This is a genomic window from Embleya sp. NPDC050154, from assembly GCF_044460165.1.
GTDB lineage: Bacteria > Actinomycetota > Actinomycetes > Streptomycetales > Streptomycetaceae > Embleya.
In genome coordinates, this window is the sequence record NZ_JBITJP010000044.1 from 1 (window position 1) to 23,698 (window position 23,698).

At 68.2% G+C, this 23,698-nt stretch carries 19 protein-coding genes and 1 pseudogene; 13 read left to right on the forward strand and 7 right to left on the reverse strand.

The window, feature by feature from the left end; all coding sequences use genetic code 11:
* Nucleotides 1-585 precede the first annotated feature (585 nt).
* Nucleotides 586-817: pseudogene (locus ACIBSV_RS48205) on the forward strand (NAD-binding protein); the annotation flags it as partial.
* A 116-nt stretch (nt 818-933) separates the two neighbouring features.
* Here the strand turns inward: ACIBSV_RS48205 and ACIBSV_RS48210 are convergent.
* Entirely contained in the window at nt 934-1,758 is an 825-nt protein-coding gene (locus ACIBSV_RS48210; RefSeq protein WP_395873944.1) for a hypothetical protein, read from the reverse strand.
* A 1,345-nt stretch (nt 1,759-3,103) separates the two neighbouring features.
* Here ACIBSV_RS48210 and ACIBSV_RS48215 point away from each other — a divergent pair.
* Nucleotides 3,104-4,612: an MFS transporter gene (locus tag ACIBSV_RS48215; protein ID WP_395873945.1), complete on the forward strand. Its 1,509-nt coding sequence runs from the start codon at nt 3,104-3,106 to the stop codon at nt 4,610-4,612.
* Nucleotides 4,613-4,655: 43 nt separating this feature from the next.
* Nucleotides 4,656-5,222 (forward strand): TetR/AcrR family transcriptional regulator, encoded by a 567-nt coding sequence (locus ACIBSV_RS48220; RefSeq protein WP_395873946.1) that lies wholly within the window; start codon nt 4,656-4,658, stop codon nt 5,220-5,222.
* Nucleotides 5,223-5,296: 74 nt separating this feature from the next.
* On the opposite strand, the gene ACIBSV_RS48225 is transcribed toward ACIBSV_RS48220, so the two are convergent.
* The gene (locus tag ACIBSV_RS48225) at nt 5,297-5,743 is read right to left on the reverse strand and encodes a hypothetical protein (RefSeq protein ID WP_395873947.1); all 447 of its coding nucleotides are present in this window, start codon (nt 5,741-5,743) and stop codon (nt 5,297-5,299) included.
* 52 nt (nt 5,744-5,795) lie between these two features.
* Nucleotides 5,796-6,086, reverse strand: coding sequence for a hypothetical protein (locus ACIBSV_RS48230; protein ID WP_395873948.1), 291 nt, complete (start codon nt 6,084-6,086; stop codon nt 5,796-5,798).
* Nucleotides 6,087-6,501: 415 nt separating this feature from the next.
* On the opposite strand from ACIBSV_RS48230, the gene ACIBSV_RS48235 reads away from it, so the two are divergent.
* The gene (locus tag ACIBSV_RS48235; RefSeq protein ID WP_395873949.1) at nt 6,502-6,957 is read left to right on the forward strand and encodes a hypothetical protein; all 456 of its coding nucleotides are present in this window, start codon (nt 6,502-6,504) and stop codon (nt 6,955-6,957) included.
* A 710-nt stretch (nt 6,958-7,667) separates the two neighbouring features.
* Here the strand turns inward: ACIBSV_RS48235 and ACIBSV_RS48240 are convergent.
* Together ACIBSV_RS48240 and ACIBSV_RS48245 are read right to left on the reverse strand one after the other, a co-directional pair.
* Nucleotides 7,668-7,970, reverse strand: a complete 303-nt coding sequence (locus ACIBSV_RS48240) for an ANTAR domain-containing protein (RefSeq protein WP_395874017.1) — start codon at nt 7,968-7,970, stop codon at nt 7,668-7,670.
* Nucleotides 7,971-8,171: 201 nt separating this feature from the next.
* Entirely contained in the window at nt 8,172-10,166 is a 1,995-nt protein-coding gene (locus ACIBSV_RS48245; protein ID WP_395873951.1) for a hypothetical protein, read from the reverse strand.
* Nucleotides 10,167-10,300: 134 nt separating this feature from the next.
* Here ACIBSV_RS48245 and ACIBSV_RS48250 point away from each other — a divergent pair, with 134 nt between their 5' ends.
* From ACIBSV_RS48250 to ACIBSV_RS48280, 7 genes are all read left to right on the forward strand, one after another.
* A complete protein-coding gene (locus ACIBSV_RS48250) occupies nt 10,301-11,449 on the forward strand; it encodes a helix-turn-helix domain-containing protein (protein ID WP_395873953.1) in 1,149 nt (382 codons plus the stop codon).
* 501 nt (nt 11,450-11,950) lie between these two features.
* The gene (locus ACIBSV_RS48255) at nt 11,951-13,318 is read left to right on the forward strand and encodes a sensor histidine kinase (protein WP_395873955.1); all 1,368 of its coding nucleotides are present in this window, start codon (nt 11,951-11,953) and stop codon (nt 13,316-13,318) included.
* On the forward strand, nt 13,315-13,749 hold the full coding sequence (locus ACIBSV_RS48260; protein WP_395873957.1) for a roadblock/LC7 domain-containing protein: 435 nt from the start codon (nt 13,315-13,317) through the stop codon (nt 13,747-13,749). The genes ACIBSV_RS48255 and ACIBSV_RS48260 overlap by 4 nt, the downstream gene beginning before the upstream one ends.
* The gene (locus ACIBSV_RS48265) at nt 13,746-14,111 is read left to right on the forward strand and encodes a DUF742 domain-containing protein (RefSeq protein WP_395873959.1); all 366 of its coding nucleotides are present in this window, start codon (nt 13,746-13,748) and stop codon (nt 14,109-14,111) included. Before ACIBSV_RS48260 ends, ACIBSV_RS48265 begins: the two co-directional genes overlap by 4 nt.
* Complete coding sequence (locus ACIBSV_RS48270) at nt 14,071-14,694, forward strand: GTP-binding protein (protein WP_395873961.1); 624 nt, start codon at nt 14,071-14,073, stop codon at nt 14,692-14,694. The genes ACIBSV_RS48265 and ACIBSV_RS48270 overlap by 41 nt, the downstream gene beginning before the upstream one ends.
* Complete coding sequence (locus tag ACIBSV_RS48275) at nt 14,691-15,947, forward strand: cytochrome P450 (RefSeq protein ID WP_395873963.1); 1,257 nt, start codon at nt 14,691-14,693, stop codon at nt 15,945-15,947. The genes ACIBSV_RS48270 and ACIBSV_RS48275 overlap by 4 nt, the downstream gene beginning before the upstream one ends.
* Before the next feature lie 177 nt (nt 15,948-16,124).
* Nucleotides 16,125-16,469 (forward strand): hypothetical protein, encoded by a 345-nt coding sequence (locus ACIBSV_RS48280; protein ID WP_395873965.1) that lies wholly within the window; start codon nt 16,125-16,127, stop codon nt 16,467-16,469.
* 414 nt (nt 16,470-16,883) lie between these two features.
* Here the strand turns inward: ACIBSV_RS48280 and ACIBSV_RS48285 are convergent, their stop codons facing one another.
* The gene (locus ACIBSV_RS48285) at nt 16,884-18,425 is read right to left on the reverse strand and encodes a pyridoxal phosphate-dependent decarboxylase family protein (RefSeq protein WP_395873967.1); all 1,542 of its coding nucleotides are present in this window, start codon (nt 18,423-18,425) and stop codon (nt 16,884-16,886) included.
* 64 nt (nt 18,426-18,489) lie between these two features.
* The gene (locus tag ACIBSV_RS48290) at nt 18,490-20,049 is read right to left on the reverse strand and encodes an FAD-dependent oxidoreductase (protein WP_395873969.1); all 1,560 of its coding nucleotides are present in this window, start codon (nt 20,047-20,049) and stop codon (nt 18,490-18,492) included.
* A gap of 681 nt (nt 20,050-20,730) precedes the next feature.
* On the opposite strand from ACIBSV_RS48290, the gene ACIBSV_RS48295 reads away from it, so the two are divergent.
* Nucleotides 20,731-21,687 (forward strand): TIGR03557 family F420-dependent LLM class oxidoreductase, encoded by a 957-nt coding sequence (locus ACIBSV_RS48295; RefSeq protein WP_395873971.1) that lies wholly within the window; start codon nt 20,731-20,733, stop codon nt 21,685-21,687.
* 608 nt (nt 21,688-22,295) lie between these two features.
* On the forward strand, nt 22,296-23,450 hold the full coding sequence (locus ACIBSV_RS48300) for a TerC family protein (RefSeq protein ID WP_395873973.1): 1,155 nt from the start codon (nt 22,296-22,298) through the stop codon (nt 23,448-23,450).
* Nucleotides 23,451-23,698: the final 248 nt, after the last annotated feature.

Genomic DNA, 23,698 nt, shown 5'->3' on the forward strand with positions numbered 1-23,698 from the left:
CCGCGACTCATCATCCACCTCGCGACTTCCCACACCCACGCATCGCGCGCCGCCGAGACCCGCCGGGGTACCGGCGGCGAGGATCCCGTGAGCCTGCGCAGACGTGCCGTCGAGTCGTCGACGCCGGAAACTGGGATGTTTCGAAGACGCCGAGCGGTTGTGGCGGACCGCTGCCGACACGAAGCATGTTCACGCTCAGACCGACCTGGGACGGATGTTCGCCGAGCAAGGGAACCACGACGAGGCCGCGGCGTTGCCGAAATCAGCCGAGATCTGCCACCAATGTTCTGCACAGCCACCCAAGGTTGAACAGCGCAGCCGTGTCGCCCGCGTCGGCACAACGCCGCTACCAGGTCTCGGCCTCCTCGTACCCTCTGGCGAAGTCTCAGGAGACGGTCTGGCTGACAGGCTGGTTTACGCCCCTCTGGGTCGATGCGTGTCTCATCGGAGTGGGCGTTTCTCATCGATGTCTGCCGTGACCGATGAGTTTCGTGCGGATCCGTGGTCGGTACGGCTGGATACACCGACGGCGATGGGTCTGTGCCGGGAACGTGCCGGCGCGGGCGGAAGCACGGGGAGGCAGTGATGAGCGTCGACGACTTCGACCGAGGGTACGCGATCCGGTCGAGCGGGCAGGGGACGCGAGTGGGTGGACCCAGCGTATTGGTGGCGGGGGCGAGCATCGCAGGGCCCGCGCTGGCCCACTGGCTGCGCCGGCGGGGGGCCGAGGTGACCGTGGTGGAGCGGGCACCCGAGTTGCGCGCGCAGGCGGTGGACGCGCGGGGGCGCCAGGGAGGTCATCGGGCGCATGGGGTTGGCCGCGGCGGGAGTTGAGACCCTCCATCGTGTACGTCTCAAGATCCGCGCCCTGCTCTCATCCGCGACGCCATTATCGCGTCGCTGTGAGAACGCGCTGGTCAGCCGTCGCGCCCATCAGCGGTCCGCACCGTTGGTCCGATGTCGGGAGACCTGTTCACGTGCCGCCCGCCACCGTGACCGTGTCTGCTCGACCACGCTGTCCCACTGCCGGCGGACCTCGTGGTCGGAAGGGCGTCGGCCTTCACGGATCCGACCGAGCTCGTCTCGTACTTCTCGTCCCAGCGCAGCCGATGCGACGAGGACGAGCATGGCCGCGAAGAGGGCCGAGATCATCGCGAAGACGGCACCGACCACCCCATAGCGCGAGACGGAGGCGTTGAACAGACGCGGCAGGTAGAGGCCGGCACCCACGGAATAGACCGCTGTCAGAACGGCCGCGGTGACACCGAAAGGGATCAGGTCGGGCCACACGATCCGCTTCGCCGACAGGATCCAGCCGCTCCAGACGAGAAACACGGCGGTCACCGGTGCCTCGCCGACGGCGGCCACCACACCGTGCCTGCTCCCGCCGAGGACGGCGGAAAGCCACCCGATGACAACCGTGTAGCCACCGAGAGCGAGGATCCACCACAGGTCGTTTCGCGTGTTGCGCACGCTGAGCGGCTTGAGTTCCCACGTCTGTTCGAAGAGCCGCTGGGCGGCTCGCGCGAAGCTCAGCAGCGAGATCAGCAGGAACACCGCCCCGAAGGTGCCCACGCTCGCGTTCGTGCTTTCGGCAGGGGAGAAGAGGGATTCGACCGCCTCGGCGCCCGCTCCGGTGAGACGGTAGCGCTTGATGATCCGCCCCCCGGAGTCGTAGCGGACGAAGTCGCCCAGGACGGCGCTACCGAGGATCGCCAGCGGAATCAGTGCGGTGAGAGCGCTGGACGCCAGGGCCATCGAGCGGTCGAAACCAAGGATCCGCTGAAACCGATTGACGACGCGCAGCGCGAAGGCCGGACGCAGCCAGAACGTCAGCGTTCCGACGAGACGCTCGCGATTGATCCTCGCCGTCCTGCCCTCCGTGAAAAGTCGGAACCTGCATGGCGGCGCGAGCTTAACGGACGATTCTGGGGTCGATGACGGGACGACACGGATGTTTCCCTCAAACGGCTGTCCTGCAAGACCTCCTCCGCATCACCTGTGCAAGCCACAGTGCACCGCGGGGCGGGCGTGGTCGACCTGCAGTGTTGGATCGAGAGAGCTGCGCAAGAGCGCTGAGGATTCTCGCCGGAGGGTTGTGCCCGAGACCGGCGCCTGGTTGTCGGCGCTACGCCCGCCGCATCCGGAGTGCGGTGAGGGCCTCGACGTGCTCTGGCGCCCAAGAAGCCTGTCGTTGGCGTGTCAACAGGGGGGCGTCGCAACGTGCCGGACTTCACGCCCGAGCGCGGGCCGTTCAGGAACCAGGGTGCTTCGACGTCCCGTTCGACGTCGGTGACGGTCATGCCGTCCACGCCGACGGTTTGGACGCCCTGGTCGCTCGCGACCAGGGCGAACGCCACGATGATTGATGGGGAGTAGTCGAGACCAGAACGATCTCGTCAGGCGTCTCCCGCTTCGAAGTCTTCAAGGACGCCCACGACCATTTCGCGCAGGAGGCGATGCATAGGCTGTCGCGAAGGTGCCGGCGTCGTTGGGGTTTGGGGCCCACCGAGCATCGCCGCGACTCGCACGGCACAGCTCCACGACAACGTCACACCGCTGCCGCCGTGTCCGTAGTTGTGCACGACTACCGGTTCATTGCGGGATTCGGCCTCGAGTCGGACGCCGCCACGACCCGGGTCGCGCGTGCAGCGGTAGCCGACGACGGCCCGCATCGACCGATCGCGGACATCAACCCCCGTGAGGCCGATGATCAGCTCGCGAGCACTCTCGGCGTGGACGGGTTCCGGCAGGAGGCGTGTCAGCCGCAAGTGCGTCGACCACCTCGCCCGGACCGCGAGCGTGTGCGCCAGGGCGAGAGCCGGCGCGGCCGGCATCACGGCCACCCGCTGCAGCGCCGCCTGCGGCCCACCCGTTCCGGAATGTCAGCTCGTCGACCTGTCTGTTGGGGCGCCCCGTAACCCTCGGCTGCTGCCACCGGATGTGAGGCAGGCCCGTTCTCTTTGCCGATCCAGGGACTGCGGATCAGCACCTCGATCGGGTCGAGAGGCGGCGGCACGGCGCGAAACTATTTGAACGACAGTACTAGTTGTACTATGGTTCAACTTGTTTGCCGGGGGTCTCACACGGACGGGAGAAGCCGATGCGTGCAGGAGCGAGAGAGTGGGCGGGATTGGGGCTGTTGGCGTTGCCGACGGCACTGTTGGGACTGGACGTGACGGCGCTCTATCTCGTGGCACCGAGCATGACGGCCGATCTCTCGCCCTCCGGGGCGCAGTTGCTGTGGATCATGGACGCGTACGGATTCTTCATCGCCGGTTCGTTGATCACGATGGGAACCCTGGGCGATCGGATCGGCAGGCGGCGCCTGTTGATGATCGGCATGGTCGCCTTCGCTGCGGCCTCGGTGTTCGCCGCGTTCGCGCCCACGGCCGAGTTGTTGATCCTCGCGCGTGCGCTGCTGGGAATAGCCGGCGCCACGCTCATGCCCTCCACGCTGTCCCTGATCTCGAACATGTTCCCCGATGTCCGCCGGCGCGCGGTCGCGATCGGCGTGTGGGCCACGATGTTCGCCCTCGGTATGGCAGCCGGACCCATCGTGGGCGGGCTGCTGGTCGACGCCTTCTGGTGGGGCGCGGTGTTCCTCTTGGCGGTGCCCATCGCGGTCATCGTCCTGATCGGCGGGCGCACCTTGCTGCCCGAGTACGCCGACCCCTCGGCGGGTCGGCTCGACCTGATCAGCGTGGGTCTGTCGCTGGCTGCAACCCTGCCGGTCATCTACGCCGTCAAGCACATCGCCGCCCACGGGACCGGCGGCCGGCCGGTGGTGCTCGCCGTCGCGGGCCTCGCGGCCGGTGCAGTGTTCGTGCGCCGGCAGCGTCGCCTGGCCGACCCGCTGCTGGACGTATCCCTGTTCGCCGATCGGGCCTTCACCGTTGCGCTCCTCGTGCTGCTGATCGGACTCGTCGGCGTCGGGGGCTCCATGTATTTGGTCACCCAGTACCTCCAACTCGTCGAAGGCCTCACACCGTTCGCGGCGGGATTGTGGATGGGCCCGCCGGCGCTGGCGATGTTCGCCGCCGCGGTCGGCGCACCCTTGATCGCCCGGCGCATTCGACCCGGCTACGTCATGGGCACCACCCTCGGTGTCTCCCTCGTCGGCTATGCGTTGCTGGCGACCGCCGGGCTCGGCGACGAGGTTTCCGTCGCGATCGGGTTCGCGTTCGTCTATCTCGGCCTGGGAGCGATCGCCGCCCTCGGCACCGACATCGTCGTCGGCGCGGCCCCGGCATCGAAGTCCGGCTCAGCCGCCTCGATGTCCGAAACCGTCCAGGAACTGGGCATCGCCGTGGGAGTCGCGCTGCTCGGCAGCCTCACCACCGCGGTGTACCGCGCTCAGGTCCGCGTGCCCGAGGAGCTTTCGCCGGAATCGTCGAACGCGCTCACCGACAGCCTGAGCGCGACGGTCGCGATCGCCGAGGATCGCCCGGGCGTGACCGTGGAAGCGGCCCGACTGGCCTTCACCACGGGTCTGAACGTCGCTTCCCTGATCGCCGGTGTGGCCATCGCCGCCGCTACCGTGCTGTGCCTTTCGATGCTGCGCCACGTCCCCCGCCTTGGACACAACCAGGACATCGACGCCAACATTTGAACAATGGTCCGACTATTCTGGAGGTAGGCGCGAGGAGGACTGCATGGCTGACAACGACCCCGATGAGCACGCCGACGGACGCCGGGCGCGCGGAGAGAAGCGCCGCGCCGGAATCATCGACGCCACCCTCGCCGTGGTCACCCGCGACGGTGCGGCAGGAGTCACCCACCGCACTGTCGCCAAACAGGCCGGCATCACCACGTCCCTGAGCACCTACTACTTCGCCACCCTCGATGACCTGCTGGTCGCCGCCCTGACCAGCGTCGCAGACGCCTATACCGCCCGTGTCCGCACCATCATCGACGGCGACGGTGACAAGCTCACCGGGCTGGCCGAACTGATCGCCGAGACCGCCGGCTCGGGAAGGGATCGAGCCCTCGCCGAACGTGAATTGGCGACTCTTGCCGCCCGCCGTCCCGCCTTGCGCCCAGTGGCACGGCGCTGGCGAGAGAACATCGCCGAACTGGGCACCACCCTCACCGACGACCCCCAGGCCATCGCGGCCCTCGTCGCCGCCTCAGACGGGCTCTGCACCGCGATCCTCCTCGACAACGGCCGCGCCGACATCGGCCATCTCCGCGCTGTTCTCCACCGAGCCGTCGACAAGTGACCGACGAGGCCAAGCCGCTCTTTGAGCGTTGGCAGCCCCGTCGATTCGCAGAGGCGCTCACCGACCCACCCCCATCAACCATCGGCAAGCGCGCCCAGATCCAGGGCGCGGTCCCGGTTGTGGCGATCGGTGCTCGTGGCCAGGAGGCGGCGGGCGTGATCGGCCAGTTCGCTGCGATGCCCGCCCAGGAGAGGGTGTTCGGCGAGGGGGATGGTGGCGACGAAAGCCGCGTCGCGGACGTCCGCGTTCTCGTGGCCGAGGAAGGGCCGGACGGCGGCGAGGATGACCGGCCGCAGGTCTCGAAACGCGCGCATCTCCGCGTACTCGTGGAGGAACCGCTCCCCGTGCCGGCGTTCGCCTATGGCGACGCATTCGTTGTCCGGGTCGTAGGTGATGTCGCCGAGCCATTCCAGCAGTCTCACCAGGGTCGGGCGTGACGGCGCTGCGGCGTCGGGGTCGAAGTCGCCTGCTGTGAGGTGGGGTTGGTCGAGGATGGCCGCGACGTAGCGGGCCACGGGCACGGTGGCCTCGTAGATGGTGTTGTCGACGAGGGTGACGTGCGGCGCGATCTCATCAAGCAGCAGGACGAGTTGCGGCAGGTCGGGACACCGGGGGAACGACGCCGATCCACGGGTTGTGCTGGGCTTTCCACACGACGATGGCCTGCACCTGCTCCCAGGGCAGACGGGCGAGGCACTCGCCGCGGATCGTCGTGGCGCAGATCGCAGGCCCGTCGACGTCAGCCCTGAAGTACCAGTCGCCACGCAGGGCGCCTGCCACCGTGCGGACCAGGACACCGCCGAAGAGTCCCCAGATCAGGATCGACATCATCGAACCGTGATCGGTGAAACCGGAGGCCACCATGACCGCGGCCGACGTTCGCGACCCGGCTCGGCGCAGGCCACCATTCGCTGTGACTGGTGGCGGTTTTTGAGCATCGGGGAGTTTGTGACAGGGGCCGGGGTCGACTACGCGGCGATGATCCGGGGACATCCGGCACGCCGGCGCAGTTCGGACGCGGCGTACTGGCTGGGATCGAGAGGCACGTGAGGCGACGCGTCGCCTACCTGGTGTATCTGCAGGAGGAGTTGTCCTCCGAGGAATTCATGCTCCTTGCAGCGGCGCCGAGCAGGGATGTCTCCGACCACTTCGGCATGCCCGGGTGGGAACCTCGTGTGCGGGCCGCGATGGACCGTCTCGGTGGCCAAGATCCCGACTTCGCGGAGCGGTTTCGGGACTGGGCCGGGCGAGTGGGCCGTTCACGATGGCGTTGTCGTTCATGAAGCTGCGAGCCCAACGTGCGGTGCCGCCGGTGATCGACCTCCCCGAGGGATGGCCGGGCGTGGCGCGTGCCGGCGGCACCGAGCTGGCACCGGCGGACGTGGTCGGTGGTCCCCACGATCCGATCGCCTTCGTCATCGGTATGCGGGTTCCGGGGTGTGTGCCGGTGTTGGTTCCCGGCGAGGGTGCCGGTGACGGCACGCTGTGGTTGACGGCCGGCGGTGCGGTTCCCTCGGTGGCCGCGGCGGGCTTTGCCGATGGTCGTCGTCCGAACGTCCTTCAGCCGGGGCCGCGTTCGCTGTGGACCGAGGTCGAAAAGGCTTACCGTTGGTGGGACCGGGTGGGTCGCCCGGAGGTGTTCGACTTCGGTCTGACCGTGACCGTCGGCGCGGGAGAGGTCCACCAGGTCCCCTGGTACGCGAGCCCGGATCGCGAGATCCCCGAACGCTCCTGACCCGGCCCTCGTCCCGCCGTGCCGGTCGGGCGGCAGGCGGTCCGGCAGCCGGTGCGCCGAACACGGGCGTGGTTGCTGTCGTGGACGACCGTGACCAACGGGGCTGTGCCGGTGGTGGGTGGTGGCCTGTGGTTCTCGCTCGGTTTTCCTGTCTGGTTTTCCGTACGACTTCCGGGCTCGGTTCCCGATGGGGGGGTGTCTTGTCAGTAGCGGGTCAGGGCCCGGTGCGTTCGGTTCGACGTCGATAACGAGGCAGGGGGCGCCACCGATCCGCCTGCTGGTTTGTGGGAGGACGTGGATCCGGTGGACGTGCCGGTATTCGGTGCAGGGTTCGGTCGGATCCGGGCTGACGTCGGTCCGGGCGGTGATGTCGGGTTTCACTCGGTCGGGCGCGTGAGGGTCGTGGCGGGCGGGGCAGGGGTGGTGGACGCCGTTCCCCTCTGTTTCCCGACCGGGGAGGGATGGCGTGTGGTGGGTGGGCGTCTCCTTCCGGCGGGGGAGGAGGCGCCCGACCGCACGGGTGCCGCCCGCGCCCGATGCCGTGTCGGGCCGCGCCGCCGGTTCGGGCCGTTGTGCCGGGAGTCACCGGATCGGCGCTGCGGTGTGCCGCGGGCGGCGGGCGCCGCTTCGCGGGCGGGTGGTCGGCCGACCACTTCACCGCGGTCCTGCGTACTGCGAACGTGCACCTCCCGATCCGTGTGGCGCCTGGTTCACGGTGGTGCGGGCGTGTGGTCGGTCCGGGTGGGGGTGACCGATGCGGGCAACTCGCGGGCGCTGGTGCGGAGTTTGATGCTTCGTTCCTGGGAGGTCCGCGAGAGGATCGCGAACGCGCGGTTGGCGTCCACGCCGTATCGGGCCATCGGCAGGCCCTTGGCCTGGTCGACGTCCGCCCGCGATGCCAGGGCCGGCGCAGGTGCCCGCCCCGTTGGCGGGACCGCTCCTGACGCGTCGGTTCCATGGGCGGCACCTTCACGGCCACGGTGTGGTCGAGTTCGCGGTCGACGCCTTGCCAGACCTCACCCATGCCGCGCGCGCCGACCGACTCCAGTTGACCGTCGCCTTGGCGTACCTGTCCGTGCAGGGCACGTTCAGCAGGCGTCCCAGCGCCAGGTCCCGGCCTCGAACGTCCAAAGTGGGACCCGCAGCCCCGCATCGCTGCGGGGCTGCGGACGCTGGAACCGGTTCCGTCGGACGAGGATCCCGTGCCGAGTGGGTCAGCGGTTCGGGGAGAGTTCGATGATCGAGCCGTTGGCCGCCCCGCTCACCACGATTGTGCCGTCCTCACGCGCAACCACATCCGACGTGAAGGTGAAGCCGGGAATCAACGTGATTCCGGTGATCTTGGTGGGCAGCCCGGTCGCCAGAACGGTTCGGCTCGCGGTCCCGGGAACGACGCGCAGCAGGCTGCCGGGAGCGGCGGGGTTCTGCTGGGCACTGCCCTGGGCATCGACGACGAGGAGTCGGCCCTGGCCGTCCAGCGTCACGCCTTCGGGCTTGTCGAGACCGCCGGCGACCGTGCCGGGGGTGCCGCCCTGGACCGGCACGGCAACCACGCGCCCGGCGCCCGCCTCGGCGATGTAGACCTGCTGCGTGTGGGCGTCGTACGCGAGGCCGGCCGGAGAATTCAGCCCCGTGGCGACTACCGTCCGGGCGCCGTCGGCGACGTTCACGCTGTAGACGTTGCCCAGTGCCTCGTCGGACACCAGCACGGTGCCCGCAGGGCCTTGCCGCACATGCCAGGGGATGACGAACCCGCTCGCGACGACGCTTCGGGTGCCGGTGCGGAGGTCGAGTTTCATCAGGCGTCCGGGACGCGAAGAGTCGAGCCAGTCGGTGTAGTACAACGTGGTGCCGATCTGCACGGCTCCGGGGGTGACGCCCTGGTTCCGGCTGATCAGGAATTGCGAGAGCGTCGTCACCCGGCCGCGGGGCGACACCGAGGCGAGCGACGTGGCACCGGCGACGAGGAGAGATCCGTCGGGGTTGAGGCTCAACGACGTGGGGGTGGCCAGCGGCCCGGTCGGGAAGACCCCGGTCAGCGTGCGCGTGCGCGGATTCACCCGCTGGATCCCGCCCTGCACGAAGTTCGAGACGTAGATCGTGCCGCTGCCCGGATCGATTGCCAGGTTGTCGAAGGCTCCGCGGCCGGCGGCGAGCAGCGTCTTGCTCCCCGAGGCCTGGTCCACCCGCCACACGTTGCCTTGGCCCGGAAGGTTCTCCACCAGGACCAACGACTCGGCCGGGTCGAGAGTCTTCGGCATCACCTTCACCGCCGACACCAGACCCTGGAACCGGGTGGAGAGTCCGGCGACAGAGCCCGGGTTGCCGGGGTCCACGACGGCGATCCGCCCGGCGTAGTACTCCGGTATGTATGCCAGACCGTCGGACGCCATGCCGAAGCCCTCCGGCACGCGAAGCCGGTGGGTGAGCTGCCTCGGAGCGGCTGCTCCTTGGGGATCGACCTGCCACAGGCCACCCGGGTGCGCGGGGTCGAACGCCAGATCGCTCACGAACAGCCGTCCGTCGGAGGCGAAGGCGATGCCGTTCGGCCCGGTGACCCCGTCGGTCACCTCGGAGGCGATGGTGGTCCGCGCGGAGCCGTCCGGCGCCATCCGGACCACCGACTTCTTCAAGGCGTTCGTGACGTAGAGGTTCCCGTCCGGGCCGACGGCCACATCGTCGGGAGATTGCAAGGCATCGGCCACCGGATCGGTGTCGTCCGCGATGCGCACGGCGGCACCCGTGGTGAGATCGATCCGCGTGATGCGGTCGTAGAGCGCCTGGGCCACATACAGGTTCCCCCGGCCATCCAAAGCCAACCCATTGGTTGATGGCAGCGGATTGGGCTGCACGAGGTAGCGCGCACTGTAGGCGTCGCTCTCGACCGCTGCCGCCGGCGCACCGCTTGGCGCCGCACCGCTTGGCGCCGCAACGCCGGGCGCCGCAACGAGCAGCGGAGCCGCTGTGAGGAACAGCACGGCGGACGGGCGGGTCGCCCACCTGCCGACAAGCCGGGATCGTGGTGTGCGAGCCATCCTGAAAACCTCCGTGTCACCAAGCACCTGCGACGCAGGCGGGTCTCGTTCCCGGTCGCGCGGCACAGCGGCGCCGGGCGACGAAAACCGTCTCGCGTCGTATACCGAGACCCTCGCAAGCGGCGCAGCATTGGAATCGGCGGTCCGCGCACAGCGAACAGGCGATCCGCGCACGGTGACCGGAAGGACCCCCGCACCTCCCGGTGGCCGTCCTCGGCCGGACACCGTCGGCGCGCCGCCCCTACGATGGGCCCTCGTCGATGGGCGGACGCTCCCCGATATGCCCACATTGGAAAGAAGTTGGCCGCATGACAGGTCCACGAGAACCCGACACGCCGCGTTCACGGAAGCGGTCGCTCGCGGGTTTGGGCTCCGGGAACGCCCCACGCCACCGCGTCGGTTCGGACGGTCGCCGGCGGTCGACGCCGCGCCCCGGTGCCGCGCCCTCGGTCGGCTCCGCTCCGGACGTCGACACCTGGCGCGAGATCCTGCGTGACGCGATCTTCCAGTTGGACGCCACCCCGTTCCGCCCGCCGGACCCTCGCGGCTATACGGGCTGGGTCAACGTCCACGACTTCGGCGCCGTCAGCATCAGTGATGTGGCCTCCGATCCGGTACAAGTCGCCCGAACTCCCCGCCTCATCAAGCGCAATCCGGTCGACATGTACCTCCTCCTGCTCGCAGTGCGGCCCAGCCGGGCCGCCGCCGGCACGTACCACGCTCTGCTGCGCCCGGGCGACGCCGTGCTGGTCGACTCGACCCAGCCCTACTCGCTCACCGCCGACGCCTTCGCCCACTACCTGTCCATCCACGTGCCACGCGCCGCGCTCCGGCGGGACCTGCGCACCGCTCCCGCCGTCGGTCGCGTCATCCCGGCCCACGACCCGACGCTGCGCGTGCTCACCGCGGTCGTCACCGAACTCGCCTGCAGCCCGCTCGGTCGACCGTCCGAGGTCCTGGCCGAACTCGGGCACACCACGTACGAGTTGCTCGTGTCCACACTTCGCACAGCCGCAGGACCAGGTATGTGGAGCTCCGACGTGCAACTCTCCCGGCGTGCACAGTCGACGCGCATGCGCGAGTTCATCCGCCTCCATCTGGCCGACCCGGACCTGTCCCCGAGAACGCTCGCCGCCGCTTTCGGCGTCTCGACCCGTTACGTCGACCTGGTCTTTCGCGAAGGCGACAGCTCTCCCGCCGAGTTCATCCGCGAGACCCGCCTCGACCAAGCCCGTCGCAGACTCGCCGATCCCCGGCAACGGCACCTTTCCGTCAGCTCGGTCGGCCAGTCCGTCGGCTTCACCGACCCCGGGGTCCTCACTCGCGGCTTCCGACGCCGGTACGGAGTCACCCCGGGCGAGTACCGCCGTACGCGCCTGCCGGAACCGCAGGGCAACGCCATGGAATTCGTCGACGTGACCGAACCGAAGGCGCAGATGGATGAACCGTGGGCGTGATTCCCGGGCCGATGGACGAGGAGCGAGCGGCACGCCCTCGCGGGCCCAGCCACGTTCGGCCACGCAGCGCGGGCCGGCACGTTCGCCTCGCGTTTTACGGATGTTCGCGAGGAGTTCTGCGGGTTTTCGGCCACGACAGCGTTGATTTCGTGCTGTTTCCTCCTTCCTGATAGATGCATCGTAACGGTTGGCCGGATATCGTCGGCAGGCCCCATGGCTTGTTCGTCTTCCCACGGACGGCCGATTCCGACAGCCCGGTCGCGCGCCACCCCTCACGTTCACACCGAGACCAGACCCGACCCGGGAACACATCGGCCGCAGAGACCCTGCCGGTTGCGAAAGTTCCCTGACGACCGTGAATCGCGTCACCTCCGATGCCGCCCACAGGCGGATCCCGACTGCGTATTCGAGATCACCAAAGGGTGCGATCCACACGACAGTTCATCGCACGACACCTATATCGACCAGGGAAATCGCCCTCGCCCGACTGGACATCGCCTGATGCAGATACCCCACGCACTCGCCGTGGTGCTGACCGTCGTCGCCGCCGCCGGCGTCATCGCAGTGCCCTGGCTGATCCGGACTGAACGGCGTGCACGCCGCCTTGGACGGGCATTGCACGAGGCCGAGGTCGGCACCGCCCGAGCCGAGCAGGCTCTCCAAGCACTCCGGATCGAGACCGACACGTGTCGTGTCGATCTCCGAGACGTCCACGAGGAGCTGCGTCACCTGGGCAAGGTTCGGCTCCCCGGCCTGATCACCCACCTCGCGCATCCCCACGTGCCCGTGCCGCCCCTGGACAATCCACGCTGGGCGGGGACCGAACTGGGCGAACTGCAACGACAGATCCTGGACGTCGTGGCCTCGGGCGTTCGCGACGAACGCATCCGCGTGGACGAGGCGGCGCAGGACATCCTGCGTCGCACGGCGGCCGGTTCACGAACCCTCTCCCAGCAGATGCAGCGCATCCTGATCGAGGCCCAGGACCGATTCGAGGATCCGCAGATCCTGGACAGCCTGGTCAAGCTGGACCACCTCAACGAGCGCACCAAGCGGCTGTGGCAGATCATGGCGGTCGCCTGCGGCGACTCGACCGGACTGTCGCGCGTGGACTCGCACTTGGAGGACCTGGTCGCCGGCGCCCAGGCGCGCATCGAGAGCTACCAACTGATCAGGCCCGTGAACAACCTCAGCGTCGAGCGACGCGTGGGCGTGGTCGCGCACGCGGCCGAACCGGTGGCCGTCATCCTCGCGGAGTTGATGGCGAACGCCGCCTACTTCTCCACGGGAACGGTGCCCGTCTCCGTCGCGATCCACGAAACGGCCACCGGAGCCTTGGTCGTCATCGACGACGCGGGCCCCGGAATCCATCCCGACGACCGGGAGTTCGTCGACCGGATGACCTCGGGCAGCAGGCGTGTGCTGTTGACCGAGCTCGGGTCACCGCCGCGGCTGGGCTTCGCGGGCATCGGCCGCTTGGTACGCGAGTATCCGATCGACGTGAACGTTTCGGTGTCCCAGTACGGAGGAGTGCACGCAGCCGTACACATCGCGAAGGACTTGCTGGTGTCGATGGATCCCGTCACTCAGCCGGTCTCGGCCGCCGCCGCCGTACCCGTGGGTCTGCTGCGGCAACAATCCCGGGCGTCGACGCCCGAAGCCGCGGCTGCGGCGCTGCCCGCCACCGCGCCCGACGGCATGCCCCGGCGGCGACGGCAGCGCCCGGACCCGAAGCCGGTATCGCTGGAGAGCGAACGACCGCAGGACGCGGACGAGGTGCGCCACCGCTTCGCCGGCTTCCAAGATGTCACCCGGCAGCACCGTGTCGACGCCGATCGTCCCAAATACATCGAAGGGAATCCCACATGACCCAGGCCCGTCGTCACTCGATGAACGAGCAGCCGGACCATTCAGCGTGGGCCGAGCGACTCGTGAGGTCCGAACCGGGCATCGCCAGCGCCCTGTTCTTCACCGCGGACGGTCTCAAGGCCGGTGCCCACGCGATGGACGTCGACACCCAGGACAGCGTCGCGAGCATGGGCTCGGGCCTGCACAGCACCGCGAAGGCGACGGTCCGCGCGATGGCTCCCGGTAACGGCGCCGAACTGGAGATTCGCAATGTGGTCGTGGACACCGATCAGGGCTACCTGATCGTCATGGACGCCGGGAAGAACACCCGCCTCGCGGCCTTCACCACGCCCGACGCGGAACTGGGCACGGCCGCCTACTCGATGCTCAAGCTGATCGCGCTGGTCGGGCGGGGCGTGGGCGCCGAGACACGGGAGGACGTCGCGCAATGAACGCACGCAGGCAGGCCCCACGGACCGTGCCTGCGTACCTGGCCACCGGCGGACGCAGCGCGACGCACCGGAACACCTACGACCAACTCACCAGGCTCTCACGGCTCGGGGAGTACGTACCCAACGGCCTGGACTCACCCCACCTTCGGCTCCTGGAGGTACTGGCCGGCGGGACGCTCACCATCGCCGATGCCGCGGCCTTCCTGCGCCTTCCCGTCTTCGTGATCCGCGTGTTGGTCGGCGACCTGGTGGACCTGGGCGTAGTGCAGGCCGTGCCGCCGGCCGACCTTCCCGACGTCGATCTTTTGGAGAGAGTGCTCAATGGACTCGTCAAGGCTCGCGAGAACGACCTCGCCCGTTGAACCGGCGTATCTCGACGAGTCGTCGACGTACCTGGTCAAGATCGTCGTCGCGGGCGGCCTCGGCGTCGGCAAGACGACGTTGATCCGCGCCGTCTCCGAGATGAGGTCGGTGCACACCGAGGAGGTGATGACGGCCGCGAGCGTATCCCTGGACAACCTCGAGTTCACTCCCGAGAAGACGACCACCACCGTCGCCATGGATTTCGGGCGGATCACGCTCGACCCCGGTGACACGATCCTCTACCTGTTCGGTGCGCCCGGACAGGGCCGCTTCAAAGAGGCGTGGGACGACGTCTCCTACGGAGCCAAGGGCGTCCTTGTCCTGTTCGACGTCCGCCGGCTGGACGCGAGCTTCGAAGCGCTCGACCTGGTCGAACGCAGCGGACTGCCGTACTGCGTGGCCGTCAACCGCTTCCCCACCTCACCCGATGTCAGCCCCGACGTACTGCGCGACCACCTCGACCTGGACGCGGACACTCCCGTGGTGTCCTGCAACGCCTTGGACTTCACGTCCTCGCTGGACGCGTTGATCGAACTGGTCCGCCACGCCCTCACCCGAATCCGCCTGGACGCCGCCTCGTGACCACACCGCTGTACTTGCCCAACGCCTACCAGCTGTACAGCCGGGAGTTCGCCCGGGACCAGCAAGGCCACTACCGCGACATGCGCGCCAACCACGGGGTGATCGCTCCGGTGGAGATCGCGCCGGGGGTGTACGGCCATCTGGTGATCGGCTATCGGGCAGCGCTGGAGTTGCTGCACGACACCGAGACGTGGAGCAAGGATCCCACGACCTGGGCCGCGAGCCTGTCGTCGGACCACCCCATCCTCGGCATGTTGGGGCCGCGTCCCAACCCGCTGTACACCGACGGCACCGCACACGAACGGTACCGCAGGGTGGTCACCGACTGCTTCGATCTGGTCGAGCCGCATCACCTGCGCGACCTCGTCCGCGAGATCGCCGATCAGCTCATCGACCGATTCGCCCACAGCGGGCAGGTCGACCTGATCACCGACTTCTCCCGTCCGCTTCCCTCCTACGTCTTCAACCGGCTCTTCGGCCAACGCGACGATGCCGCACCACAGTTGATCACCGCGCTGGCGAGCCTGCTGGAAAGCGGGGCGGGCGAGGCGGAGTTCTACGAGTACATGAACCGGCTCGTCGGTGCCAAGCTCGAGCGGCGCGACAACGACCTGACGTCCTGGTTCTTGGACCACCCGGCCGACCTGTCCACGGAGGAACTGCTGCACACTGTGGTTCTCACCGTCGCCGCCGGGCAGGAACCGACCACCAATCTGATCGCCAACACACTTTCGCTCATGCTCAGCGACAACCAGTACTACAACGACCTGTCCAACGGCGCGCTTAGTACCGAGCACGCGATCGGTCGCATCCTGCGGGAGCGACCGCCGATGAGCAACTTCGCCCCGCACTACCCCACACGCACGGTCAACTTCCACGGCACCACGATTCCGGCGCACACCCTCGTCATGGTGTCCTTCGCCGCAGCCAACACGGACCCGAACGGGCCCGGTACCGACCGGATCGCCGGGGGCGGCGCGCATCTGGCCTGGTCCGCCGGCCCGCACGCGTGTCCGGTGCGTCACGATGCTCTCGTGATCGCCACCACCGCGATCGAACAGCTCATCCGGCGCTGCACCGACCTCGAACTCACCATCCCCGAGGAAGAATTGGAAGCACGTATCGGCCCCTTCCACAGCGCCCTGGCGCACCTGCCGGCGCGGTTCACCCCGCTGCGGAGCACGAGGAGGGCAGGGAGTCGGGCGTGGCCGGGCAATCCGTTCTCGGCGGCGATCCCGACAACGACGAACTGACGTTCGTCGCCGAGCGGCCGGCGAGGCGGCGCCGAGACAGACGGAACGCGGGCCGTTTCGCCGAGCAGGTACCCGATCTGCGCTTCCGGTACGGACGTTGCACCGTGCTCCTGCGCACGATCCGCGAAGCGATCGCCCTCGCGCTCGGCGGCCGGGCCAGCCGCCCGTCTCACCGAGGTGCAGGCCATCGGCCTGGGCAAGGACGCCCTCCTGCGACTGATCCGGGCCCTGCCCGACCCGAAGGTCCGCACGGTCCGGGCGCTCGGGGTCGACGACTTCGCTCTGAAGAAGGGCCACGTCTACGGAACCGGGATCGTCGCCGAGTTCGGTTGGGACCCCGAGACCGTCCGCAGGTTCATGCGCGCCGACCCGGGCCAAGCCCGACCTCCTCCGCAAACGCGTCGTTCTCTACCGACGAAGATCAACACGAAGGAGATCGCGGAACTCGCGACAGAACCTTCGATCTGCCCGAAAGGGAGGGCCAGGGAGATGCTTGACAGTTCGGTCCTGGGACATCCCTGACGGTGTCTCGCGTGATGTTCGACGGTTCCGGTGATGGTTGACGGTCAGCGCGAGGCGTTGAAGCGGATGGTTCCTCCCAACGGAAGCGAGCTGATCCGCGACGAACCGTTGCGCCCCGGTGGAGGCGGGAAATCGCCTTCCGGCTCGGTCGCGACCCGACGGGTCCCGGATGTCACCGAGGCGGAAGCCCGGGCGCCGTGTCGGAGGTACTCCTGGCCCTTGTGATCGCCACGCGGTTCGACAGCCGGGGGTTCACCCTGGCCGACAGCGCGGCGGACAACGGCTCCCGCAACGGAGCGCGATTGTCGCCCTTGTGAAGACGCGCACCGGTGGGGTCGTGTGGAGCGGCTCGCCCGGGCCGATCGGACGGGGAACGCCGGTCCGACCGAGTCTTCGCTTTCGACGCGATCGGGATCAGGACCATGCCTTCGCCGGTCCGGCGGCCAGCCGGGTCACGGACCAACGTATGTCCTCGAGAAGGCGGTCGACGACCGTGCGATCGGTGCGCGGGTGGAGGATGCAGGCGCGTACGACCAGACCGACGCCGGGGAGTTCCGTCGTGGTCAGGTAGGTGTTCTTGCGGGAGCAGATCAGCTCGCACAAGCGGGCGTTCCGCCGGTCCTTGTTCTCCTGTCCGGCGTCGGCGGGGTCGGCGGCGGCGGTGAAGGTGACCACCGGCAGGACGGCGGGGTGGGCCTGGACCAGGTCGACGCCGGGCAGTTTCCTGATGCCTTCGGCGAGGTGGTGAGCGAGGTCCATGGTCGCGTCAAGGCGTTCCTCGAAGGCCCGGATTCCGTGCATCTTCAGCGGGAGCCACGCGGTGAGACCGCGTATCTCCCTGGAGAGTTCCGGCCCCAGGCCGCAGAAGTCGACGACGTCCTCGTTCTCGGTCAGGCCCGGGAGGTAGGCGGCACCGGGGACTTCGAAGGCGTCCGCGAGACGGCGTCGATCCCGGACAAGGAGTGCGGAGTTGCCGTGCGGGAGGAAGAGGGATTTGTGCGCGTCCACCGCGATCGAATCGGCGCGTTCGATCCCGGCGAGGGCGGCCTTTCCTCGGGTGGTGATGCGGAAGAAGCCACCGAAGCAGGCGTCGACGTGGAACCAGATGTCGTTGGCTTCGCAGTAGGCGCCGATGCGGTCCAGGTCGTCGATGGCGCCCGAGTTGGTGGTGCCGGCGGTCGCCACGACGCACATCGGGCTCAGCCCGGCCACGCGGTCGGACTCGATGGTCGCGATGAGTTCGTCGACGTCCAGAGTGTGGCTCGCGGTGGTGGTGATGGTGGTGATCGATGCCGCCGGCAGGCCGACGGTCCGGGCGGCTTTGGAGATCGAGAAGTGTCCTTCGCCGGAGACGTACATCCTGGGCGTGCGCAGGGTGGGGGAGATGCGCTCGTGGTGTCGGCGGGCGCAGACGAGGGCCATGAGATTGGCGATGGAGCCGCCGGTGGTGAGGTAGCCGAAGGACCCCTCGTCGTATCCGAGCATCGAGCAGTACCAGCGAATGACGTTGCGCTCGATCTGCTGGAAGCCCGGCGCGGCGATCCAGACACCGGCGAACCGGTTCACGGAGGCGGCCACGAAGTCGGCGACGGCGCTTTGGAGCAGGCCGCCGGAGGGGATGTGCGCCATGAAACCGGGATGGGGATGCATCGTGCCGTTGGTCATCGCCGGCCCGAAGAGCGTGTCCAGGAGCGGTTCGAGGTCCGTGGGTGCCGTGGGGACGTCGTCTTCGCGTAGTTCCTTCGAAACGCGCAGGCCGTCGGAGTAGGCCGCGACGTCGAGGGAGTCGTCGACGTAGGAGGCGGGATAGGCGCCGGCCGCGAGGTCTTGGTGGAACCTCAGCACATACGCGGACACGGTTTCCAGCAGTTGTCGCGACTGCGCGATCGAGAGGTTGAGTCCCGGCCCCGAGGGGCCGGCCGGTTCCGGGGCCTTGTCATGGGCGAATTCGGCCATGGATCGTCGTCGTCCCTCGTTCGCGGTGTGGGCGGAGAGTTGCAGGTGGGGCGGTATGCGATGCCTACGCGTTGTACAGTTCGGCGGGTCGCGATGACCCGACTCGGCGGCCGAATTCCTCGACGATTCGCTCCGCCTGGGACTCGGCATCGAAGGTGCGGAACAACTCGTACAGCAGCCGCCTGCCCCGGTCGTGCGTGTCCACGACCCGGTCGTAGGGGATCCGGGAGAATGCGACGCTCTCGTAGAGCCGGGTGAAGTCGTGCGGGTGTGCCTCCTGAACCAACCGCTCGACACGGTTGCGGTGTGCGAAGGTCGCGTCCGTCGTGTCGTCGGCCAAGGTGTCGAGGTGCGCACGTGAGAGGGCACTGATGGCGTGGCACGGACCGACGCGTGCCGCCGTGAACTCGGCCAACGTCTCGGGGACGAAGTCCCCCGTGTGACGTCCGCGAACGCGGTCGAGGATGTCGAAGAAGACGTGCGCGTCCTCGAAGCCGCAGTTGATGCCCTGGCCGTAGAACGGAACCATCGTGTGCGCGGCGTCGCCGACCAGGACGGCTCGGCCGTGGTGATAGCGTCCGGCCTCGATGATCCTGAGCGATGCGGGCGGCCGGTGCGGGAAATGGAGAGCCGTGCCCGGGAACAGGCGGGCGATGTCGGGGAATTCGGTCCGGAAGAATCGTTCCGTGTCCGCTGCCGTGGGCAGGTCTCGAAAGCTGGGAACGGCGAGATCGTCGACGCTCATCGGCAGGAACAGCGACGCCGAGTAGGAGTGGTCGCGGTTCGGCTGGGCGAGCAGCAGGTGGTCCCCTCGCGGCCAGACATGCAGTCCGGCAGGGAGATCCGGGTCCATGGCGGACTCGACCAGGATGTCCTGGCCGCGCGGGCCGGCGGGCATCCGTAGCTCGATGTATCCGTGCGTGATGTACTCCTGATGGACGTCGAGGCGGCTGCCGCCGCGGGACATCGCGTGGCGGACGACGCTGCCGGCTCCGTCGCATCCCACGAGAAGAGCGGCCTGTCCGTGGACGAGGTGGTCGCCGCCGGCGATGAACACGGCCCGGCCGGCGCGGGCATCGGCGCGGACGCACTCGTGGCCGAAGTGCAGTCGCGCCCCGGCGCGCTCGGCCTCGTCGAGCATGATGTGGTGGACCCGGTGACGGGGGATCGACAGCAGGTGGTGCCCGGGCTCGGAGCCGTACGCGTGCGCGGACAACGTCCCGTCGGTGTGATGGACGATGCGATGCCCGCACCGCACACCCTCGGACTCGAGCATGGTCCGGAGTTCGGGTTCGAGGACGCCGGTCCCGCGCAGGGTGAGTGTCAGATTGAAGGAATAGGTCCGCCGGGAGCCCGACGCGGGCAGCCTGGGATCCGGCCCCTTCTCGTAGACGTCGACCTCGAAAGCCCGGTCTCTGAGCCGTTTTGCCATGAGGCAGCCGATAGGACCCGCGCCGACGACTATTGCTTTCACTGCGTTCCCTCGATGACGAGCGGCCCCGCGAGAAGTCCGATGGTGGGGGTCCGGTGCGCGACGCGTTCGGCGTCGGCGGTGGGCCGGCCCTGTGGGGAAGGGGGCTCGCGGGCGTAGGCGCCCTGAGCGTGCGTCGAAGGCGGATGACACGTGACCACGTCAGGACCTCGGGCTTTCCCCGGCAATCGCGGCATTAAGAGGAATACGATCTTCCGCTTGCCCTTCGTGACTCGCTATCCATATTGCGCGGAGGGTGTGCCGGGCGCCGTCCGCACGTTGTGACTCCCAGCACCCGACATCCAACGGCGCTGGCCCGCGCTCGCCCAACCGGCGGGAACGGCCCGACCAACTCCCACTCGGAATCCGACGGACCACCACGCGCCACCCCCGACCATCATCGAACCCAGCCACGCACCACCGGGAATCCCCCGCGAGGCGTGGGGCAAGTCCCTCGGCTATCGCCGGGTGGTGGCGGATAGCTTGCGGGGCCCGCCGGTCGAGATCGCGGCGCACGATTACGGCTCCGGAACTCCCAGGCGCCGCGCACGGCGCCGGCGGCTACGGCTCGCGCCCGCTCGACATTCCCGCCACTCGGTGGACCGGTGGGCAGCACGCTGCCGACACATCGAAGGCGCAACGCCCTCATCGAACTCGACATCCCGTTCGTGCGCCCTGTCGCGGGGCTTCCACGCGCCTGGGAGCGCCACCGGGCCGGCGTCCTTGTCGGCTTGCGAACAGCGCTCGCCGGTCGCGGCATGCGCGGGCATCCGACGAGCGTGACGGGGTACCGGCGTGGCGAGAGTCGGACCAGTGGCGAGGGAGCACGAAACGATGACCGAGTACGGCTATTTCCTGTCCTGCGAGGAGTTCACCCCCAAGGAATTGCTCGACCAGGCCAGACGCGCCGAGCGGGCGGGCTTCACCCGTTTGGCGATCTCCGACCATTTCCACCCGTGGAACGACGCGCAGGGCAGCAGCCCGTTCGTCTGGTCGATGATCGGCGCGCTGTCGCAGGCCACTGACCTGCCGGTCACTACGTTGGTCACCTGTCCCACCGTGCGTCTGCACCCCACCATCACGGCGCAGGCCGCCGCCACATCCTTCGTTTTGCTCGGTGGGCGATTCGTGCTCGGCGTGGGCACGGGAGAGGCGTTGAACGAGCATGTGAACGGCAATCCTTGGCCTGCCTTCGCGGACCGGGGAGACATGCTCGAGGAAGCCGTCGAAGTCATGCGAAAGCTGTTCACCGGCCGCCTGATCAATCACCGGGGTCGGCACTACACGGTCGACAACGCGCGCCTGTACACCGCGCCCGAGGCGCCGCTGCCGATCTATGTGTCCGGCTTCGGGCCGAACGCGGCCGAACTCGCCGGGCGGATCGGCGACGGCTTCGTCACGATGACCCCCGACACCGATCTGGTGCGCGCATTCCGGGCCGGCGGCGGGCTCGACAAGCCGGTGATCGGAGGCGTCAAGGTGTGCTGGGGCACGGACCGGGACAAGGCCGTCGACACGGTGCATCGCCTGTGGCCCAATGAGCTGCTGCCCGGTGAACTCGCCCAGATCCTGCCCACACCCGCTCACTTCGAGCAGGCCGCCGAACTCGTCACCCGCGATATGGTCGCCGACGCCGTCACCTGCGGCGACGATGCCGACGAGCACGTGCGAACCGTCCGGGCCTACGCCGACGCCGGCTTCGACGAGGTCTACGTGGGCCAGATCGGTTCGCAGCACGAGATCTTCTTCGACGCCTACCAGCACCACGTTTTGCCCGCCCTGCGCGACTGACATGGGCGGTCGCCGCGAAGACGACGTGGCGATGACCCTCGCTGATCCGGCCGCCGGACGCGCCCGCGCGACGGTCGGCGTCGGTGATCGGCTCGCGTTCGATGCGTGCCTCCTGATGGGTGACCGTGACCGGCTTGACGCTTCCGACCGTGGACGGAGGCGTTGGTCAACCATTCGGTAGTCCGGAGGTGTTCACGCCGTTCGATGTGGTGGAAGCGCGTTTCGACACCGACCTGCACGCCCGGTGGCTTCCCGTGGGGTCGATTGCTGCTTGACTACGATGCCGATTCGCGTAGGTGGGCCGGTTGTGGCGGAAGCCTGTGCACGCTGGGAGAAGAAGAGCACACCCTTTCTGGCGGTCCTGGCCCGGTGTCCGTGACCGCGGTTCGTCGTCAGCGAGGCCACCGCCGCACGAGTTCGCAGGTGATCGTCGCGGTCGTCGGACGCATCGGAGCACCGTGGGATACGGCGACCTGCGCCTCATCACGCCCGGTGTTCGGTCGGGGACGTTTGGCGGGCGCTGCTCAGAATGCCGGAGGGAGCGTGATGCAGCACACTGCGGTATAGGGGCCGGCGCACTCCGCGCAGGCCATGGTGAGGTGTTCGGCGTGCTTGAGGTCCCGCTCTGGTTGTGGGGGGCGTTCGCCGCGACGGTGGTGGTGTCGCTGGCGGTGGACCTGCTGGCCCACCGAACCGCGCACGTCATCGGTTTCAAGGAAGCCGCCGCGTGGAGTGCCTTGTGGGTGAGCCTCGCCCTGATCTTCGGCGCGGTCGTCTTCCTCGTCCTCGGCACCACTGCGGGCACGGAGTACACCACCGCGTGGCTGCTGGAGAAGAGCCTGTCGGTCGACAACCTCTTCGTCTTCGCCGTGATCTTCGCCTACTTCAAGGTTCCCCGCGCCTACCAGCACCGCGTGCTGTTCTTCGGCGTCATGGGCGCCCTCGTCTTCCGCGGGATATTCCTGTCTCTCGGCGTCGCCGTCGTCAGTCGCTTCACCGCCGTGCTGTTCGCCTTCGCTGCCATCCTCTTCTACAGCACCTACAAACTCCTCAACGACGAAGAAGAAAGCTTCGACCCGGGCAAGAGCTTCACCGTCCGGCTGCTCCGCAAGATCATCCCGGTCCGCGACGAATACGCGGGCACGAAGTTCTTCGTCAAGGAGGCCGGCAAGCGAATCGCGACCCCGCTGCTCGCGGTGATCGCCGCCATCGAGGCCGCCGACCTGATCTTCGCCGTCGACAGCGTCCCCGCCGTCCTCGCCGTCAGCGACGACGCCTTCATCGTCTATACCAGCAACGCCTTTGCCATTCTCGGCCTGCGGGCGCTCTACTTCATGTTGGCGGGCCTCCTGGACCGTTTCCACTACCTGAACAAAGGCCTGGCGATCATTCTCGCCTTCATCGGGGTCAAGCTCATCCTTCAGGCTTCCCACAAGATAGTCAGCCCCGGGATCCCGGAAATCCCCTCACCGGTGAGCCTCGCGGTCATCGTCATCGTCCTGACCGGTTCCGTGGTGCTCAGCCTCAGAAGGCCGACCCCGACAGGCGATCCGGAACAGGTTGACAAACCGAGGGACGCCTCCGCAGCCACCGAGCACTTCGAGGCGCCCAACGCCCCACCCGTGGTGGATGGCCCCGAGTCCCCGGCCGGTTCACCGGGTCGAGACGGGGAATCCCCTCTGCCTCGAGTCGGCGACGAAGAAAAACACTTTCCGACATATAAAAATGAACATACTAGAAGAAATAGTCAAGATGAAGAGTGAGGTCGACGCGTACGTGTGTCCGACCTGCAAACAGCCCGTGCCAACCGCAGTCCACTGCCGCAAAACCTTCGGGGGATTCGTTCCCGTGCGGGGTCCGGGTGCAGTGCATGTCAAAACCGAGACCGTCCCGACTTCCGGTTGGAACCCGGCCGCAAGCAACGTGGGCTCGGAGTGACACAGTGCGCCCCGCCCCCACGTCCGCGTGGGGGCGGGGCCGAGCCGTTCGTGCGCCTGGACCAGGCCCGCTG